Consider the following 17,050-nt stretch of genomic DNA (forward strand, 5'->3'; position numbering starts at 1 on the left):
GCTCCTCAGGCCGGAAGGGGGATGAATTCGCTCTCGTCGGGCACACGGTCGAAGCGCTGGGCTTTCCAGTCGTCCTTGGCCTGCTCGATGCGGTCGAGCGAGGAGGAGACGAAGTTCCAGTAGATATGGCGCTTCTCCGGCAGTGGCTCCCCGCCCAGCAGCATCAGGCGCGTGCCGCCCTTGGCCTTGAGGATCACCTCGGCGCCGGGCTTGAAGACCACCAGTTCGGTCTCCTTGAAGCTGCCGGTCTGGCCCTCCACTTCGACTTCGCCGCCGACGACATAGATCGCGCGTTCGACGTGCTCGGCCTTCACCTGGTAGCGCGCTCCGTCGAGCATGACGATATCGGCGTAGACCATGTCGGAATAGGTCTTGAGCGGCGAGGTCAGGCCGTCGGCCGTACCGGCGATCAGCGTCAGGCGCGTTCCGGCATCCTCGGTCACCGGGATCTCGTCCGCCTTGTGATGGGCGAAGGCCGGCGCGATCTCTTCGGCTTCCTTCGGCAGGGCGATCCAGGTCTGGAGCCCGAACAGCTTGCCGCCGCTGGCGCGGACTTCGGGAGACGTGCGCTCGGAATGGACGATCCCGCTGCCCGCGGTCATCCAGTTGACCTCGCCGGGCCGGATCGCCTGAACGGAGCCGAGGGAATCGCGGTGGAGGATCTCGCCTTCGACGAGGTAGGTCAGCGTGGAAAGGCCGATATGCGGATGCGGGCGTACGTCGAGGCCTTCGCCGCTGCGGAACACCGCCTCACCCATCTGGTCGAAGAAGATGAAAGGGCCGACCATGCGGCGCTGCGCAGTGGGCAGCGCGCGGCGGACCTGGAACCCGTCCCCAAGGTCGCGAACGGGGGGGAGAACGACAAGGTCTACACCTTCGATATCGGATGAGCGAACGGTCATGGGGCAATCCTTCCTTGCGCTTCTTTTGTATGCCTGAGCGCCGGGGAAGAAGGTCGGCGCCGATCTGGTAAATTGCAATCCGGGAGATGAGGGAGCGGACGATTTCCGCCCGCTCCCCAACTCGTTTCGGCCTTGGTGTCAGGCCGCGTCGACCAGGACGATCTCGCTGTCCTCGATCGCGGTCACCCGCAGGACGTCGAGGTCGCTGATGGCCGCGCCGTCGCGGGCGTTGACGCGCACGTCCTCGATCTGCACCGCGCCGATGGCCGGCACCAGGTAGGCCTTGCGGTCCTTGCCCAGCGGATATTCGGCGGTTTCGCCGGCCTTGAGGGTAGCGCCGATGACGCGGGCATTGGTGCGGATCGGCAGCGCATCGTTGTCATTCTCGTAACCCGATGCCAGCGTGACGAACTGGCCCGACCGGTCGCCCTTGGGGAAGGGCTTGGCGCCCCAGCTCGGTTCTTCGCCGTCGCGGGTCGGGATGATCCAGATCTGGAAGATCTTCGTCGTCACGTCCTCAAGGTTGTATTCCGAGTGCGTGATGCCGGTGCCCGCGCTCATCACCTGGACGTCGCCGGCCTCGGTGCGGCCCTTGTTGCCCAGGTTGTCCTGGTGAGTGATCGCACCCTCGCGGACATAAGTGATGATTTCCATGTCGCGGTGGGGGTGCGGCGGGAAGCCGGTCTGCGGCGCGATCGCATCGTCGTTCCAGACGCGCAGGTTGCCCCAGTGGACGCGGGCCGGATCGTGATAGCCGGCGAACGAGAAGTGATGCTTGGCGTCGAGCCAGCCGTGGTTGGCACCACCGAGGCTGTCATAAGGGCGAAGTTCGATCATATCCTGTCTCCGGGGGCGGCGGGGTGAGGTGCCGCCCTCTCTTGAAACCCCATATAGACTTGCCCGCATTTCAAGTTCAGAGGGATAAAATCGACCTGACTGTTCTAGGAGATTGAAAAGTGAGCAACCCCGGTACGCCGACCCTGGACCAGCTGCGCATCTTCCTGGCCATCGTCGACACCGGCAGTTTCGCTGCCGCCGGGCGCAAGCTGAACCGCGCGGTCTCCGTCATCAGCTACGGCATCGCCAACCTCGAAGCCCAGCTCGGCGTTCTGCTGTTCGAACGCGAAGGCACGCGCAAGCCGCAGCTTACCGTAGCCGGCCGTGCCGTCCTGTCGGAAGCGCGCGGTGTGGCCGAGGGGATCGACGGATTGCGCGCCAAAGTGAAAGGCCTGCTCGACGGTCTGGAGGCCGAAGTCGACCTGGCGGTGGACGTCATGTTTCCGGCCGAACGCCTCGGCGTGATCCTGCGGGCCTTTGCCGCGGAATTTCCGACCGTGCAGCTGCGCCTCCATGTGGAAGCGCTGGGCGCGATCACTGCGATGGTGCTCGACGGCACGGCGGTGGTCGGCCTGTCCGGCCCGCTTTTTGCCGGTGTCGACGGGCTCGAAAGCGTTTCGGTCGGCTCGGTGGCGATGGTGCCCGTGGCCGCGCCCGACCATCCGCTCGGCCGCATGGACCTGATCCCGCCCGGCGCCGGCCGCGAATATACGCAGCTGGTGCTCAGCGACCGCTCGCGCTTCACCGAAGGCAAGGACTTCTCGGTCATGAGCCCCAAGACCTGGCGCCTCGCCGACCTTGGCGCCAAGCACGCCCTGCTGCGCCAGGGCATCGGCTGGGGCAACATGCCGCTGCCGATGATCGAGGCCGATCTCGTGTCCGGCACCCTGATCCGCCTGTCGATGCCCGATCATCCCGGCGGCATCTACCGCTTCGGCGGCATCTGGCGCCGCGACACGCCGCCCGGCCCCGCGGCCGCCTGGCTGCTCGACCGCTTCGTGGCCCAATGCGAGATCGACGAGACGCTGACCGCTCTCCCGGATATCTGAATTAAAAGCGTAAATGGGGGAAAAGCCGGCTGGCAATAGTAAAAATCCCCCATTCCCGAAAGGAAGCAAGACTGCAATCTCCATAGACTATGAAGATGGGGCCTGATGATTCGGGCGGTGAACAGACTTTTCGTGTCGAATTACTATGCGACAATCACCGTTATCGAGATTTGCCCCATCATCGCGATTGCCCCTGCCGTAGAGGTCGGATCGGTCGTCGAGCTTGGAGAGTTGGTCATGCTTCACGGAGTCCTGAGCACGACGACGACGAATACGGGACAGGATTCAAGACATTACCACGCTGAACCGCCGGCAATTCCGCAGGCCATCCCCTTAGCCAAGGCAATGGACACCGGCGGGGTGGGGCCGGACAGCCTCGCGCTGGCCAGAAGCCGATTGGCGGAGCACGACCTGCTCGTTCCGGTCGCGCCGCAGTCCGTCCCTGACGGCGACGCATCCGCCAAGGGCGGCCTTGCAGGCTGGCAGCTGCGCAGGGTCATCGGCCATATCGAGGAGAATCTCGGCCAGTCGCTGGCCTGCTGCGAACTGGCCGCCGTGGCGCGGCTCAGCACCGGGCACTTCTGCCGCGCCTTCAAGACCAGCGTTGGCGAACCGCCCCATGCCTACGTCATCCGCCAGCGCATTCGCCACGCCCAGCGCCTGATGCTGCGGACCGACGATGCCTTGTCCGAAATCGCCTGCATCTGCGGCCTGACCGACCAGGCCCACCTCACCCGTCTGTTCCGCCGCGTGGTGGGCAACACGCCCAGGGCCTGGCGCAACCGCTGGCGGCCGCTCACCGACTGACGGTCCCTTTCCCGACACCCTGCGTTCGATCCCGGCGGCGACCATGCCGGGACCACGTTCGGCGCGCCTCCGGCGTACCCGAACTCCTCGGGACTGGCGGACCCCATTCCCCCGCCCACCGCCAGTCCCGCATTTTCGCACGCATCGAGACATTTCAGTTTCATCGAACAGAGCGGTCCATTTTATCTGGATTTCTGGAATTCGTTTTTCGAGGCATTTCCCGGTTCAACGAGGCACCCCGCAGCCGTCACGGCCGGACCCTCTCCAGACCAGCCCCAAGGGGAATGACCATGAACACTGCCACCGCTACGCTCGCTCCCGCTGCCGAAGACAAGGGAATCCTGAAGTTTCTGCCGCTTGTGGGCCGCATCCTGATCGCCGCCATCTTCATCCTCAGCGGCCTTTCCAAGCTTTCCGATCCCGCTGGAACCATGGCCTACATCGGTTCGGTGGGCCTGCCCTTCCCCGCCGTGGCCCTGGCCGGTGCCGTTGCGGTGGAAGTCATCGGCGGCGCTCTGCTGATCTCGGGGTACCGCCTGCGCAGCGTCGCTGCCGCGCTTGCCCTGTTCAGCCTCGTCACCGCCTTGTTCTTCCACGCGCAGTTCGCAGACCAGAACCAGTTCATCCACTTCTTCAAGAACGTCGCCATGGCCGGCGGCCTCCTGCAGATCGTCGCTTTCGGCAAGGGCCGCGACTGATCCAGAACCAGCCAGAACCCGCAAAACGAGGGGCTGCCGAAAGGCGGCCCCTTTTTCGTTCCAGCGCCGCCAGATTACAGACATTCGTTTTACAGACTCGCATCCCGGACTTGGCACCCCGGAGAGATGGCGCCCCGGATCCGCGGCAGAACCGCTGAAATGGCCCGAATACCTGACATCAAGGAAAGCGGCCGCAGGATCGTCTCCGCGATAACACGCCGGTGCATTGACCTCAGACCTGTCACACAAGATACATACATCCGTTTTAGCAGCCGGCATCAGACAGACATCAAGGACTCCGCCCATGCGCAAGATTGCCCCGACCGTCCTCTCCGCCCTCGTCGCGGCGATGGCCCATTCTCCCGCCTCCGCGCGCGAGCTGGCCACGCTGACGCGTCTGGACGACCAGACCGTCGAGCTGGCCCGGACGGACACGGCACCGGCCACAATCTGGATCAGCACCGACACGGCGCTCGACAAGAACGACCAGCGCTTCGCCGCCGCCAGCAAGGACGCCGCGCTGAAGCTGCCGATCCCGGCCAGCGAGCGCCGCTACGTCATCATCCAGGGCAAGGGCGGCAAGACCACCGTCGTCGCCGAGCGCGTGGTGCCGCTTCAGCAGGGCAGCAACTTCCGCGACATCGGCGGCTACGTCACCAAGGACGGCCATACCGTGAAGTGGGACAAGGCTTTCCGCTCCGGCGCGATGCCGCTGCTGACCGAGGCGGACTATGCGCTGCTGGGCCAGGTCAATCTGGGCGCCGTGGTCGACTTGCGCTCGATCGAGGAACGCGAAGTCGCGCCCGACATGCTGGACGACCGAACCGGCGCGCTGTTCCTCGCCAACGACTATTCGCTCAAACCGCTCTTCGCGAAGATGGCCAAGAGCGGCGGCGAGAACATGTATCAGGGCATGGAAATCATGCTGGTCCCGCAGTTCCGTGCGCTGTTCAATCGCCTGCTCGCGAACGAGGGCGCCGTGGTCTATCATTGCTCCGCCGGGCAGGACCGGACCGGCATCGCCACCGCCCTGATCTACGACGTGCTGGGCGTGGACCGCGAGACGATCCTCAAGGACTATCACCGCTCCACCGAACTGCGCCGCCCCCAATGGGAAATGCCCAAGGTCGACCCGGCCGACTTCCCGAACAATCCCATTCTCAAGTACTACGCCGCGCGTGCGGACGGCCAGCCGCCCAAGGCCGAGCCGCTCTACACGCCCAGCGGCGCGTCGCACCTGGCCCAGTTCTTCACGTATCTCGACCAGCAGTACGGCGGATCGGAAGGTTACCTGAAACAGAAGGTGGGCCTGACCGACGCCGACATCGCCAAGCTGCGCAAGACCATGCTCGACTGACGGGTCACGGCCATGCGCCCGCCCGGCCGATCGGGCCGGGCGGGCTGGACGAAACCACGCTTCGGGTCGCAATCGAAGCGCAGCCTCGTCAAGGGCCGGAGCAATGCCCCCCAGCTTGCTCCGGCCCTTTCGCGTACTCAGGGTTTCCGCAAGGTCACCGCGTCGAGCGGCTCTCCGGTGGCGGTATAGGCGCGGTAGGCCAGGGCTTCCTGGCTGACGTCGATCACCTGATAGGCCTGCGTGCGCGATGCCGACTTGCGCGCCCAGGGCAGGCTGCCGACTTCGTACATCTTCGGTCCGGCGACCGAGACGGCATATGTCGTGCCCGCATCGTCCGCCGCGGGGCCGTTCTTGCCGATCGCGCCGCGGGCATAGCCGTGGTCGTGCCCCTGAAGGACCAAGTCCACGCGGTACTTGTCGATCAGCGGCTTCAGCGCGGCGCGCAGCTTCGGATTGTCGCGCTCGGGCTCGCTGGAGAACAGCGGGAAGTGCAGGAACAGGACCGTCCAGCGGTTCGGGTTGTTCGCCAGCAAGCCGTCGAGCCACTTCACGATCGCCTTGCGCGCCGTTTCGTCCCGGTCGACCTGCATGGAGTCGATAGAGATCAGGCGCAGGCCCTGGTAATCGGTGTACCAGCTCGTCTCGCGGCTCGCCGGAACGTCGGCCGGGCCGTTCTCCGGCAGCGTGAACTGCCGGCGCCACTGGCCGTTGATCGAGGACCCCGCCCGCGCCGCCTCGTCCTTGACGTATTCGTGGTTGCCCGGCGTCGGCATCTGCGGCGTCTGGGCATAGAGGAACCCGCCCGCGGCAAACCATTCGCCCCATTCGGCATCGCTGTCATGCCGGTTGATGAGGTCCCCGGCATGGATCGTGAAGGCCGCGTCGCCCGCCTGGCGGAAGGCCATGCGCAAGGTGCGCGAGGCTTCCGACAGGATCTGGTTCTGCATGTCCCCCATGTAGATGAAGCGGAACGGCTTCGCCTCGCGCGCGGCGGTGCGGAACTGGAACCACTCGGACCAATGCGTGCCGTCGCCCACGCGGTAGGCATAGACCGTGTCCGGCTCGAGCCCCGCCAGCACTGCCGAGTGATAGGCCGCGCGGAAGGCGGGATCCTCGCGGACGGCCAGCGTGGCGTCGTCGGTCTTCGCCTCGGCCGTCAGCGGCGTTTTCACGAAGTCGGGACTGCTTGTCGCCTTCGCATACTGGACCTGGCCCGGCAGGCCCGGCGCGGAGCGCCAGGTGACGGCCATCTCGGTGGTCGGATCGGCGGTGAGGTTCAGGATCACGCGTTCGGGCCGGACGGTGGCAGGTGCCAGCGGCTCCTGCTGCTGCACCGGCGCATCGGCGGCGAAGGCCGGGAGCGGCAGGCACAAGGCCAGCGCTCCCAGCAGGACATGGGCTTTCTTCTTCATCGCAAGTGTCCTCAGAAGATCAGGTTGAGGCCGAGCGTGATGCTGCGCCCGTTCTTGATGTAGGCGCGGCTCGCCCCGGTCCCCGACGACACGGTTTCCCAATACGTATGCGAGTCGAAGAGGTTCTGGACCTGGAGCTGCACCGAGGACTTCTTGAGGAAGGTCTTGCGGAAGGTCAGGTCCACGAAGCTATAGGCCTGCTCATAGGGATTGTTGCCGAAGTCCTGGATGCCGCCGAGGAATTTCGACTGGTAGTTCCACGCGCCGTAGATTTCCCAGCCCTTGCGCTCCCAGAACAGCTGGAGATTGGCGATCGTCTCGGGCGTTTCCATCAGCGGCAGGGTGTAGCCCTCAGGGTGCCAGGAAAGCCCCGTAACCGCCTTCGAGCGCTGCAACGTAAGGTTTCCGCCCACGCCCAGCGAACCGAGAATGCCCGGCAGCCAGTGCAGGAGCTGCTGGCCGCTGATTTCCATGCCGTAGACTTCCGCCCACTTGCCGTTGTTCGGCATCGAGATCGCCACGCCGGTCGGATCGACGTTCTCGCCCAGCGTCCCGTCACGGATGTTGCTGGAAGAGGAGCGGAACAGGAAATTCTCGATGTGCTTGTAGTAGAGCGCCACCGAATAGGCCCCGGTATTGCCGGCGTAGTGCTCCAGCGACATGTCGAGGTTGAGCGAGCGCATCGGCTTGAGGTTCGGATTGCCCTGGGCGATCGAAGTCAGCACCCATTGCGAGATCGGGTTTTCCTCGCCGTCGCCATCGGGATCGGTGTCGTAGCCATATTCGCGCGCCGAACTCATGCGGGCGATGTCGGGACGCGCGAAGCTGGTCCAGACCGCGCCGCGCAGCTTGGTGCGGCTGTCCAGTTCGTAGTTGACGTGAACCGAGGGCAGCACGTTCACGAAGCTGGACTTGTCCGAAACGAAGCGCTCGCCCTGGATCAGGTCCATGTTCCAGGCGTCGATGGTGTTGCGCGTCGCTTCCATGCGCACGCCCGCGATCACTTGCGCGCGGCCGAAGCGCGCCGTGCCCATGGCATAGGCGGAGATCACGCGCTCGTTGAAGCGGAAGCTGTCCTCGTTGGACAGTTCGGCGTCGTTGGGGTCGACCGCGAAACCGTCGAAGATCTCGCTGTCGCCATCTTCGGCGCGCTGGAGTTCGGCCAGCATCTTGCGGTTGTCGATGGTCGTGCCCAGGCGATAGAGGCCGCTATAGGCGCCGCCGAACAGGCTGTTCACATCCTTGCCGTAGAATTCGGAGAAGTCCGCCAGGGTGCCGTCCGCCTCGAGATTCAGGAACGAGCCCTGATAAGTGCGGCGGCGCGAATTGTAGAACTTGGCGCCCGTCTTGAACGATTCCACCCAGGAATCGACCGGCTTCCATTCGAGGTTGAACTGGGCCTGCCACAGCTTCTCGCTGCTTCCGCCCACTTCGCCTTCGAGGCTGCTGAAGTCGTATTGCGAGGGGTCCTGCACCGCTTCCAGACCGGCGGAATTGAGCAGCCACTTGGGGAAGCGCGAATCCTCGCTGCTGCTGAACAGCACGCCCTGATTGCCCAGCCAGCCGTACTTGTCGCTGCGGAACTCCAGGGTGTAGCCGTCGTCGAGATTGTCCTCCGACTGCGAGTAGGACACGTCGTAGTCGATCGTCAGTTCGCCCACGCGCGAAATGCCGCCGAGGTTGGCCGAAGCCAGGCTCCCCGTCTCGCGCGAACCTTCCCAGAAGCGGCGCAGGCGGAAGCCCTGAGGGTCCCAGGTGCCCGAACCGCCGTTGAGGCTGTAGAACGACTTGCCCTTGCGGTCGGCATCCGTGATCAGCCCGTCGCCGTCCTGGTCGACGATCTGGCCGAGCGAATAGCCATAGATGCGGCCCAGCCTGGAATCGGTACCGACGATGCTGTCTTCGGGCTGGAGCAGCGTCGTATCGGCCACGTCCACCTGCACCAGCCGCGTCGAATTCTTCGCGGTATCGTTGCGGAAGTTCAGGCGGTTGAGGAATTCGTCCTTGCGGTACTTGTTGTACTGCCCTCGGAAGTGGAAGTCGTGGTCGTCGGAGCGATAGTCGATGCTGGTATTGGCGCCCCAGCGCTTCACGTCGGTCTCGCCGAAGCCCAGGTCCATGCCGCGCATCACGAAGCGGTTGGGATCCCAGCCCAGCGTCTCGCTGTTGTCGTACCAGGTATCCGGCTGGTTATCACCGTCCACGCCGTTCTGCTCGAACTGCGACTTGCGCCGGCTCCAGCTGCCCGAGACGTAGATGCCGAAATGATCGTTGAACTGGCGCGAAAGCGCGCCGGAAACCTGGCCCGACTTGCGATGATCGTACTTGTCGAGCATGCCGCCCTCGGCCGAGAGGCGAGCATACATCGGCGTCTGGTCGAAGGCGGTGGGAGTGGAAATGTCCACCGAGCCACCCAGCGCGTCGCCGTCGCGGTCCGGCGTCAGGGTCTTGTAGACGGTGATCTGCTTGATGCCGTCCGGCGGCAGGACCGAGAGCCGCACGCCGCGGTAGAAGTTGTTGTCACGCGAACCGGCACCGCCAAGGCGCACGCCGTTGATCGAATAGTTATTCAGCTCGGTCGAGAGGCCGCGCACCGTGATGCGGTCGCCCTCGCCCGTGGTCGGGCTGCGCACGGCATTGACGCCGGGAAGGCGCGCCAGCGCCTCGGAGATGTTGTTGGCGGGCAGCTTGCCCATGTCGTCGGCGCTGACCGTGTCGGAAACCGTGTCGTTCTTGCGCTTGATGTCGAGCGAACGCTGAACCGCCTCGATATAGCCGGTGACGACGATCTCACTGTCGCCGGCCCCGGAAGGCTCTTCGGCGGCGACAGTCGCGACCGGGGCAGCCCGGCGCGCCGGCGCGGGAGCGACCGCGGCCGGACGGGGCCGGGCAGCACGGGCGCGCAGGATCACGGTGCTGCCGCGAAGCTGGGTTTCGACATTGGCCCCGCGCACGAGCTGGGACAGGGCCTGCTGCGCGCTCATCTTGCCCGACAGGGCCGTGCTGCGGCGCCCCCGCACCGCATCCGGCGCCGCGGCCACCTGCATGCCGGTGACCCGCGAGAACTCCTGAAGCGCGCGGCCCAGGTCCTGCGCCGGAATGGTGAAACTGTACTGCGTGGTAGCCGCCTCGGCGACCGGCGCGGCAAGGCCGCCCCCGACCGTTGCCAGCGCTATGGCCAATGCCGAGGCATGGGCCAGGGCTTTACTTGAACGAAACATCATATCCCCCGTTGGATCAGGCATTCGGGGGGAAGACGCAGGCAGACAACCAATCCCGACAATTATTTTTTCTTACATTTTCATTACGTTATCAAGTAAACTTGATGACAGCGGAAGATAGCAAGCCCCCCGGCTCAGCCTTCCGCCCACATGGCGAGACGATGACATGAGCGGGCCTGGCCGCGCCGCCGCAGAACGCCTGAGACCGGCGTCCTGCAAACGAACTCAATGGGAGAGGACGTAGCGCGCCTTTTCCTTGCGCCACTGCAGATCGTGGATCGCCGCCAGCGCTTCCAGCACCATCTCGGGATCGGAGGTCTGAAACCGCCCGGTCACGAGCAGTTGGCCCAATCCCGGATCGGCCAGCACCACCGGCAGGTCCGAACCGCGATTGATGCGCTGCACCAACTGCTGAACCGAGGTGTCGTCAGCGTCGAACCAGCCGTCGATCCAGCCGGGATGATCGCCGCGCACGTCGCCCAGGCTGCGCACCCGGCCGCCGCCGACTTCGATCCCGTTGCCTGCGGGAAGCCGCCACTGCCGTCCCGCCCCGGCATCGACGCTGACCAGGCCGCGATAGACGCGCACCACCCGCGTCTGGCTGTCCACCAGGTCGATGTCGAAGGCCGTCCCCAGCACGGTCACGCGGGAATCGCCCGCGTTGACCGAGAACGTGCGGACTTTCTCGTGCGCCACATCGAAGAAGGCCTCGCCGTTCTGGAGCGCGACTTCGCGCGACCAGGGCGTGATGCGCACGTCCATCCGGGTCCCGCCGCTCATGCGCACTTTCGATCCGTCCGGCAGCACGACTTCGCGCGAGGTACCGCGGGCGGCGGCATAGCTCGATTCGCTCACCAGCGTGCGGGCGCCCATCGAGAGCACGACCACCAGGCACAGCGCCACGGCCGCGAAGCCCGCGAACTGCTTCCACGCCTGCCCGGCCCAATTCGGCACGGCCTCATCCTCGAACGTACCGAAATCGTCGGGCGCGGCTTCGGCGGCCTCCAGGGCACTGCGCAAGCTGCCGGACTGCCAGAGCGCCTGGTGCCGCGCATAGCTTTCGACATGGCGCGGATCGCCCATGATCCAGCGATCGAACTCGGCGGCGACTTCAGCGTCATGCAGCGGACGGTTCATCCGGTCGACCCATTCAGCGGCCTCCCGGTCGATCACGTCGAATTCCTGCCTCTGGGCCGTCATCAGGCGAACTCCGCGAAGTCCACACCGGCGCGATCGAGCGCCGCGCGCAGATCCAGCAGGCCACGGGTGATATGCTTTTCCACTGCCTTCGCACTCATCGAGAGATCTTCGCCGATCGCACGGCAACTTTCATGATTCAGGCGCCTGCGGATGAGGACTTCGCGGCGCAGCGGCGGCATCCGTCGCAGGCAGAGCGAGAGCACGTCGAGCGCCCGGCGCGAATCGAGAATCCTGTCGAGCGAGGGGTCGTCGCTTTCCCATTCGTCGTCAACGTCATCAGAGTGCTGCGTCTCCTGGCGCATTTCCCGGCGCCGCGTGTCGATCATCAGGTTGTCCGCGATCCTGAAGGCCAGCGCAAAAAGGCTGCCTATCTGCTGCGTCTGGCTGAGAGCGATCAGGCGCGCAAGCGTTTCCTGCGCCACGTCATCCGCAACGTCCGGTCGCGCCCCTCGCGCACGGAGGTAGCGCAGAAGCGTGGACCTCACTGCATTCCAGTCCTGCGGCGGCGCCGCAGGACGATCCATGGCATTCGATAACACGATTTTTTCCACCCTGCGCCCGGCCGTCCAAAGTCCGGCGCGCGCTGCCTAGGCGGGCACCATGACGGTTTGAGGAAATCCCCATGCGCAAGCGCTCTTAACGCGCGCACCAACCCTCTCGCCGGCAGCGCGAAACCCCGCACACCCGCCCTGCCCGCCCCGCATCCTCCCGTCCCAATGGCGCTTCCAAAGACGCCTCGCCATTCTGAACCATTGACTCCGGAGCCCGCCGAAATTACCGGCCATTCTTGCGATTGAGTTGCAATATCCTGCTCTCGGGGGAAGAACGAGCATGGCCAAGAGTGCCGCGAATGCCAGAACGACGGGTCCCGCAGGCCGCCGCATCGGCCGCTGGAACGTCGCGTCGCGCATCGTCGCAGCGGTTCCGGCGAACTACCTGGTCACCTCGCTGGCCACGGCCTGCCTGGCGCGACTGCTGGCGCACGGTCTGGCGGTCAATCCCGCCGAGGCGAGCGTCACCGCCACACTGCTTTCCTTCGCCATCTTCGCCGCGATCGCCCTCTTCGCGTTCGGCCTGCGCTCCGTTTCGCGGCTCTGGCTCTGGCTGGCGCTCTCCGGCGGCGTGCTGGGGGCAGCTCTCTGGCTCTCGCTCGGCATGGGAGGCCGGCTGTGAAGGAAGGTCTGCGCCAGTCGATGGCGCTTCTCCATACCTGGACGGGGCTGCTGCTGGGCTGGCTGCTGTTCGCCATGTTCGCCACCGGCACTTCGGCCTATTTCCAGGACGAGATCACGCGCTGGATGCAGCCGGAGATCACCGGCAGCGCCGATCCGGTCACTTCGGCCGAGGGCGCCGTCCGCTTCCTCCAGCGCACCGCGCCCGATGCGACGAGCTGGTACATCTCCCTGCCCAACAGCCGTAGTGCCACCACGCAAGTCTACTGGCAGGCGGCCGAAGGCCAGAAGCGCGGCAAGCGCGCGGACACCAGCGCCGTGCTGGACCAGAGCGGCCGCGAAGTCTCCACCCGCGACACGCGCGGCGGCTACTTCCTCTATCGCTTCCATTTCGACCTGCACTACATTCCGGTGCTATGGGCCCGCTACCTGGTGGGCGTGGCGGCGATGTTCATGCTGGTGGCGATCCTGTCCGGGATCATCACGCACAAGAAGATCTTCGCCGACTTCTTCATGCTGCGCTTCAACAAGGGCCAGCGTTCCTGGCTGGACGCGCATAACGTCACGGCCGTGATCGCCCTGCCCTTCCACCTGATGATCACGTTCACCGGCCTGGTCACGCTGGCGATCATGTACATGCCCTGGGGCATTGCCGCGAACTATGCCGACCGTACGGCGTTCCAGGACGCCGTCTTCGGCAAGAGCGTGGACGTGGCGCGCAGCGGCAATCCTGCGCCTCTCGTAGCCGTGGCACCGCTGATGCGCACCGCTTCGGCCGCGTGGGACGGCAAGCGCGTGGGCTACGTGAAGATCACCAATCCCGGCGATTCCACCGCCATGGTCAACATCGCCCGCGCATCGGAAGGCGCCATCGGTTCGCGCGGCGAGGAAATCTCCTTCAACGGCATCACCGGCCGCCCGGCGGATCACAGCATGGCAAAGGGCGCGGCGCTCGCCACCGAAAGCGTGATGATCGGCCTTCATGCGGGACGCTACGCCGAATACGGCCTGCGCTGGCTCTATTTCCTCTCGGGCCTGGGCGGCACGATCATGGTGGGCAGCGGACTGGTGCTCTGGACGGTCAAGCGCCGCACCAAGCTGCCCGATCCCAGCCATCCGCACTTCGGCTTCCGCCTGGTCGAGAAACTCAACATCGCCACAGTCGCGGGCTTCCCGGCCGGCATAGCGGCCTACTTCCTGGCCAACCGCCTCCTGCCCCTGAGCATGGCCGAACGCGCCGATCATGAGATCAACAGCCTGTTTCTCACCTGGCTGGCGGTTTTCGTCTGGGCGGTGGTTCGCCCCTCGGCGCGGGCCTGGCCCGAGGCGCTCGGCCTCGCCGCCGCGCTGTTCGCTGCCGTGCCGGTGGTGAACGCCCTGACCACCTCGCGCGGACTGCCCGCCAGCCTCCTTGCGGGCGACTGGTTGTTCGTTTCGTTCGACCTGGTGATGCTGGTGCTGGCCGCCGGCTTCGCCAAGGGCGCGCGCCGCGCCGCGCGCAAGCGGGCGGAAGGCCCCCGCGCCGTTCGGCGCAAGACCCCGGAGGCCATGGCCGCATGATCCACCTTCTCGCCGTCCTCCTCTCCGCTGCTGCCTTCACCGCCCTCGCGCTTTCGATGAAGCGCCACCAGCGCGACTTTGCCGGCCGCGCCCTGACCGAGCGCGAGAGCCGCCTGGCGCGGACCGGTGGCTGGTCTCTGGTGGGACTGGTCCTCGCGATCGACATTGCTGTCTTCGGCTTCGGCTATGCGCTGGTCGCCTGGGCCGGGCAATTGACGATGGGCGCCTGGCTCAACGTGGCCTGGCTCTGCTGGAAAACCGGCGCCTCGCGAAAGAACTGACATCCCACGGGCACAAACACCGCGTCCGGACGTCCTGAAGGTATGAAGCGGCGGGCGGCAGTCCGGCGCGATCCGGGCACAAAGGGAAGCCATCCATGGGAATGCTGGTCGACGGTCAATGGCATGACGTCTGGTACGACACCGAATCCACCGGCGGCCGTTTCGTCCGCAAGGACGCCGCTTTTCGCGACCGGGTGACGGCGGACGGGGAATTCGCCGCCGAACCCGGCCGCTATCACCTCTATGTCAGCCTCGCCTGCCCCTGGGCGCACCGCACGCTGATCGTGCGCGCGCTCAAGGGGCTGGAGGAACTGGTCTCCGTTTCGGTGGTCAACTGGCTCATGCTGGAAAAGGGCTGGACCTTCGATCCGGCACCCGGGGTGATCCCGGACCCGATCCACCAGGCCCGCTTCCTCCACCAGGTCTACACCGCCGCCGATCCGGCCTATAGCGGCCGCGTGACCGTGCCGGTGCTCTGGGACCGGAAGACCGGGCGGATCGTCAACAACGAATCCTCCGAGATCATCCGCATGTTCAACCGGGCTTTCGACGGGCTGGGCGCGGCGCCGGGAGACTTCTACCCCGAAGCCCTGCGCGCGGAGGTCGATGCGGTGAACGCCCGGGTCTACGACACGGTCAACAACGGCGTCTACAAGGCCGGCTTCGCGACCCGCCAGGACGCCTACGAGGAAGCCGTCCAGCCGCTGTTCGATTCGCTGGACTGGCTGGAGGATCGCCTGTCGCGCAATCGCTATCTGGTGGGCGACAGACTGACCGAGGCCGATATCCGCCTGTTCACCACATTGGTGCGCTTCGATGCGGTCTACGTCGGCCACTTCAAGTGCAACCTGCGGCGGATATTCGATTATCCCAACCTGCAGGGGTTCCTGCGCGACATCTACCAGACGCCGGGCGTGGCCGGCACGGTAAACTTCCAGCACATCAAGGGCCATTATTACGAGAGCCACCGCACGATCAATCCCACCGGGATTGTCCCGTCCGGCCCGATACTTGATCTGGACAGCCCGCATGGCCGCGGCAGCGGGCCAGCCTGAAACGGGACGGACCGCGTCGCTCGGGGAAACTGCGGTGTTTCCTGTTACGGGAAAACAGGTAAGCTGGAGGCCGATCAGCCCAGTACCCTTCCGATCTTATCCCTTCCGGAAATTCTTAGGAGGCGCCCCCCATGCGCAAGGATGCATCCCTTTACTCGATCGACGGTTCCTCGCTTCCCAATGCCTCCTCGGAAGATTCGCTGACCGACCGGCTCAATCGGGTGCTGGAAGTGCTGAGCGCCGAGTTCCCGCATGCGGTCGACATCGGCCTGGAGTTCGACGGCAAGCTCCACGCGCATATCGACGTGCGCGGCGGCGAGGAAGTCTGCGGGGTCGAATCGAAGCTGCCCAACCTGGGCGACGGGATGTTCACCCAGGTGGCCCACGGCGCCACGCCGCATCACCCCTTCTTCCACCGGATCAGCGCCATCGTCGTCGGCTGACGTCCCTCCGGACCGCTGCCGGGAACCAACCCGGGGCCCGCGCCTTTCTCATCGGCGAGGAAGGAACGGGCCATGGCCGCACGCGCATACTGGCAAGGACAGATCAGGCTCGCCCTGGTGTCGATTCCCATCGAGGTCTACCCGGCCACCAAGTCCGGCGCCGCCATCTCGTTCCACCAGATCCACGAACCGAGCGGCAAGCGCATCCGCTACGAGAAAGTCGCGCCCGGCGTAGGCCCGGTCGATCGCGACGAGATCATCAAGGGCTATGAAATCTCCAAGGGCAACTACGTGCTGCTCGACGAGGAAGAGATCGAAGCCGTCAAGATCGAGAGCCGCAAGACGCTGGAACTGGTCCAGTTCGTGGACGCGGGCGACATCGACGTGCTCTATTACGAAAAGCCCTACTTCGTCGTTCCCGCGGACGATCTTGCCGAGGAAGCCTACGTCGTCCTGCGCGAGGCGCTGCGCCGGAGCCGCAAGGTAGGGCTTGGCCAACTGGCGGTGCGCGGGCGCGAGCAACTCGTCTCGATCAAGCCGTGCGGGCGGGGGCTGGTGATGGAAGTCCTTCGCTACGCCGACGAAGTCCACAAGGCGCAGGGCTATTTCCGCGAAATCGGCGAGGATAAGCCCGACGCCGACTTGCTCGACCTGGCGACCACGCTGATCGAGAAGAAGAGCGCGCCCTTCCACCCCGCCGAATTCCATGATCGCTATATCGATGCCCTTCACCGGCTGATCGACAAGAAGGCCAAGTCGAAAAGCAACAAGCGCGTGCTGGAGGACGTCGAGGAGCCATCGGGCGGCAGCAAGAGCAATGTCATCGACCTGATGGCCGCGCTCAAGAAGTCGGTCGGCGACAGCGGCAGCCGCACGGGGAAAGCGGCGCCTGCGAGCAAGTCCGCAGCGGACAAGGGCTCCACGGCGAAGGCGCCTGCCAAGAAGGCCGAGGCGAAGAAGCCTGCCGCCAAGAAGCCGGCGGCGACGAAGAGCCCGGCCAAGACCGCGAAGACCACGAGCACCACGACCACGCGAAGCCGCAAGCGCGCCTGAGCC

At 65.5% G+C, this 17,050-nt stretch carries 16 protein-coding genes; 10 read left to right on the forward strand and 6 right to left on the reverse strand.

What is annotated here, in order from left to right; all coding sequences use genetic code 11:
* Positions 1–5 precede the first annotated feature (5 nt).
* Positions 6–902, reverse strand: coding sequence for a pirin family protein (locus tag AC1VV3_RS04820; RefSeq protein WP_132263487.1), 897 nt, complete (start codon positions 900–902; stop codon positions 6–8).
* A gap of 138 nt (positions 903–1,040) precedes the next feature.
* Positions 1,041–1,739 (reverse strand): pirin family protein, encoded by a 699-nt coding sequence (locus AC1VV3_RS04825; protein ID WP_132263489.1) that lies wholly within the window; start codon positions 1,737–1,739, stop codon positions 1,041–1,043.
* A 119-nt stretch (positions 1,740–1,858) separates the two neighbouring features.
* On the opposite strand from AC1VV3_RS04825, the gene AC1VV3_RS04830 reads away from it, so the two are divergent.
* The 4 genes from AC1VV3_RS04830 to AC1VV3_RS04845 all read left to right on the forward strand — a co-directional run bounded on the left by AC1VV3_RS04830 (position 1,859) and on the right by AC1VV3_RS04845 (position 5,650).
* On the forward strand, positions 1,859–2,788 hold the full coding sequence (locus tag AC1VV3_RS04830; protein ID WP_132263490.1) for a LysR family transcriptional regulator: 930 nt from the start codon (positions 1,859–1,861) through the stop codon (positions 2,786–2,788).
* A gap of 345 nt (positions 2,789–3,133) precedes the next feature.
* On the forward strand, positions 3,134–3,595 hold the full coding sequence (locus AC1VV3_RS04835; protein ID WP_431566958.1) for a helix-turn-helix domain-containing protein: 462 nt from the start codon (positions 3,134–3,136) through the stop codon (positions 3,593–3,595).
* Between the two features lie 290 nt (positions 3,596–3,885).
* Entirely contained in the window at positions 3,886–4,293 is a 408-nt protein-coding gene (locus AC1VV3_RS04840; RefSeq protein ID WP_243654094.1) for a DoxX family protein, read from the forward strand.
* 304 nt (positions 4,294–4,597) lie between these two features.
* The gene (locus tag AC1VV3_RS04845) at positions 4,598–5,650 is read left to right on the forward strand and encodes a tyrosine-protein phosphatase (protein ID WP_431566959.1); all 1,053 of its coding nucleotides are present in this window, start codon (positions 4,598–4,600) and stop codon (positions 5,648–5,650) included.
* Between the two features lie 137 nt (positions 5,651–5,787).
* On the opposite strand, the gene AC1VV3_RS04850 is transcribed toward AC1VV3_RS04845, so the two are convergent.
* The 4 genes from AC1VV3_RS04850 to AC1VV3_RS04865 all read right to left on the reverse strand — a co-directional run bounded on the left by AC1VV3_RS04850 (position 5,788) and on the right by AC1VV3_RS04865 (position 12,007).
* Positions 5,788–7,062 carry a purple acid phosphatase family protein gene (locus AC1VV3_RS04850; RefSeq protein ID WP_431566960.1) on the reverse strand — a complete coding sequence of 425 codons (1,275 nt, stop codon included), beginning with the start codon at positions 7,060–7,062 and terminating at the stop codon, positions 5,788–5,790.
* Between the two features lie 11 nt (positions 7,063–7,073).
* The gene (locus AC1VV3_RS04855) at positions 7,074–10,283 is read right to left on the reverse strand and encodes a TonB-dependent receptor (RefSeq protein WP_431566961.1); all 3,210 of its coding nucleotides are present in this window, start codon (positions 10,281–10,283) and stop codon (positions 7,074–7,076) included.
* A 225-nt stretch (positions 10,284–10,508) separates the two neighbouring features.
* The gene (locus AC1VV3_RS04860) at positions 10,509–11,483 is read right to left on the reverse strand and encodes a FecR family protein (protein ID WP_431566962.1); all 975 of its coding nucleotides are present in this window, start codon (positions 11,481–11,483) and stop codon (positions 10,509–10,511) included.
* Positions 11,483–12,007, reverse strand: coding sequence for an RNA polymerase sigma factor (locus AC1VV3_RS04865; protein ID WP_279388316.1), 525 nt, complete (start codon positions 12,005–12,007; stop codon positions 11,483–11,485). The genes AC1VV3_RS04860 and AC1VV3_RS04865 overlap by 1 nt, the downstream gene beginning before the upstream one ends.
* A 307-nt stretch (positions 12,008–12,314) precedes the next feature.
* Here AC1VV3_RS04865 and AC1VV3_RS04870 point away from each other — a divergent pair, with 307 nt between their 5' ends.
* The 6 genes from AC1VV3_RS04870 (at position 12,315) to ku (ending at position 17,047) form a co-directional block, all read left to right on the forward strand.
* Positions 12,315–12,656, forward strand: a complete 342-nt coding sequence (locus tag AC1VV3_RS04870) for a hypothetical protein (RefSeq protein WP_431566963.1) — start codon at positions 12,315–12,317, stop codon at positions 12,654–12,656.
* On the forward strand, positions 12,653–14,215 hold the full coding sequence (locus tag AC1VV3_RS04875) for a PepSY-associated TM helix domain-containing protein (protein ID WP_134093186.1): 1,563 nt from the start codon (positions 12,653–12,655) through the stop codon (positions 14,213–14,215). Before AC1VV3_RS04870 ends, AC1VV3_RS04875 begins: the two co-directional genes overlap by 4 nt.
* Positions 14,212–14,496, forward strand: coding sequence for a DUF3325 domain-containing protein (locus tag AC1VV3_RS04880; protein ID WP_431566964.1), 285 nt, complete (start codon positions 14,212–14,214; stop codon positions 14,494–14,496). Before AC1VV3_RS04875 ends, AC1VV3_RS04880 begins: the two co-directional genes overlap by 4 nt.
* 95 nt (positions 14,497–14,591) lie before the next feature.
* Positions 14,592–15,551 (forward strand): glutathione S-transferase family protein, encoded by a 960-nt coding sequence (locus tag AC1VV3_RS04885; RefSeq protein WP_431566965.1) that lies wholly within the window; start codon positions 14,592–14,594, stop codon positions 15,549–15,551.
* A gap of 131 nt (positions 15,552–15,682) precedes the next feature.
* On the forward strand, positions 15,683–15,994 hold the full coding sequence (locus tag AC1VV3_RS04890) for a hypothetical protein (RefSeq protein WP_243654096.1): 312 nt from the start codon (positions 15,683–15,685) through the stop codon (positions 15,992–15,994).
* 72 nt (positions 15,995–16,066) lie between these two features.
* Positions 16,067–17,047 (forward strand): non-homologous end joining protein Ku, encoded by a 981-nt coding sequence (gene ku, locus AC1VV3_RS04895; RefSeq protein ID WP_431566966.1) that lies wholly within the window; start codon positions 16,067–16,069, stop codon positions 17,045–17,047.
* Positions 17,048–17,050 lie beyond the last annotated feature (3 nt).

It is taken from the genome of Novosphingobium sp. BL-S-34, assembly GCF_056857015.1.

What these genes read in the sequence shown, in the direction of transcription:
- AC1VV3_RS04820 (WP_132263487.1), bottom strand. Translation starts at nt 902, where the DNA reads ATGACCGTTCGCTCATCCGATATCGAAGGTGTAGACCTTGTCGTTCTC.
- AC1VV3_RS04825 (WP_132263489.1), bottom strand. Translation starts at nt 1,739, where the DNA reads ATGATCGAACTTCGCCCTTATGACAGCCTCGGTGGTGCCAACCACGGC.
- AC1VV3_RS04835 (WP_431566958.1), top strand. Translation starts at nt 3,134, where the DNA reads ATGGACACCGGCGGGGTGGGGCCGGACAGCCTCGCGCTGGCCAGAAGC.
- AC1VV3_RS04840 (WP_243654094.1), top strand. Translation starts at nt 3,886, where the DNA reads ATGAACACTGCCACCGCTACGCTCGCTCCCGCTGCCGAAGACAAGGGA.
- AC1VV3_RS04845 (WP_431566959.1), top strand. Translation starts at nt 4,598, where the DNA reads ATGCGCAAGATTGCCCCGACCGTCCTCTCCGCCCTCGTCGCGGCGATG.
- AC1VV3_RS04850 (WP_431566960.1), bottom strand. Translation starts at nt 7,062, where the DNA reads ATGAAGAAGAAAGCCCATGTCCTGCTGGGAGCGCTGGCCTTGTGCCTG.
- AC1VV3_RS04855 (WP_431566961.1), bottom strand. Translation starts at nt 10,283, where the DNA reads ATGTTTCGTTCAAGTAAAGCCCTGGCCCATGCCTCGGCATTGGCCATA.
- AC1VV3_RS04860 (WP_431566962.1), bottom strand. Translation starts at nt 11,483, where the DNA reads ATGACGGCCCAGAGGCAGGAATTCGACGTGATCGACCGGGAGGCCGCT.
- AC1VV3_RS04865 (WP_279388316.1), bottom strand. Translation starts at nt 12,007, where the DNA reads ATGGATCGTCCTGCGGCGCCGCCGCAGGACTGGAATGCAGTGAGGTCC.
- AC1VV3_RS04870 (WP_431566963.1), top strand. Translation starts at nt 12,315, where the DNA reads ATGGCCAAGAGTGCCGCGAATGCCAGAACGACGGGTCCCGCAGGCCGC.
- AC1VV3_RS04880 (WP_431566964.1), top strand. Translation starts at nt 14,212, where the DNA reads ATGATCCACCTTCTCGCCGTCCTCCTCTCCGCTGCTGCCTTCACCGCC.
- AC1VV3_RS04885 (WP_431566965.1), top strand. Translation starts at nt 14,592, where the DNA reads ATGGGAATGCTGGTCGACGGTCAATGGCATGACGTCTGGTACGACACC.
- AC1VV3_RS04890 (WP_243654096.1), top strand. Translation starts at nt 15,683, where the DNA reads ATGCGCAAGGATGCATCCCTTTACTCGATCGACGGTTCCTCGCTTCCC.
- ku (WP_431566966.1), top strand. Translation starts at nt 16,067, where the DNA reads ATGGCCGCACGCGCATACTGGCAAGGACAGATCAGGCTCGCCCTGGTG.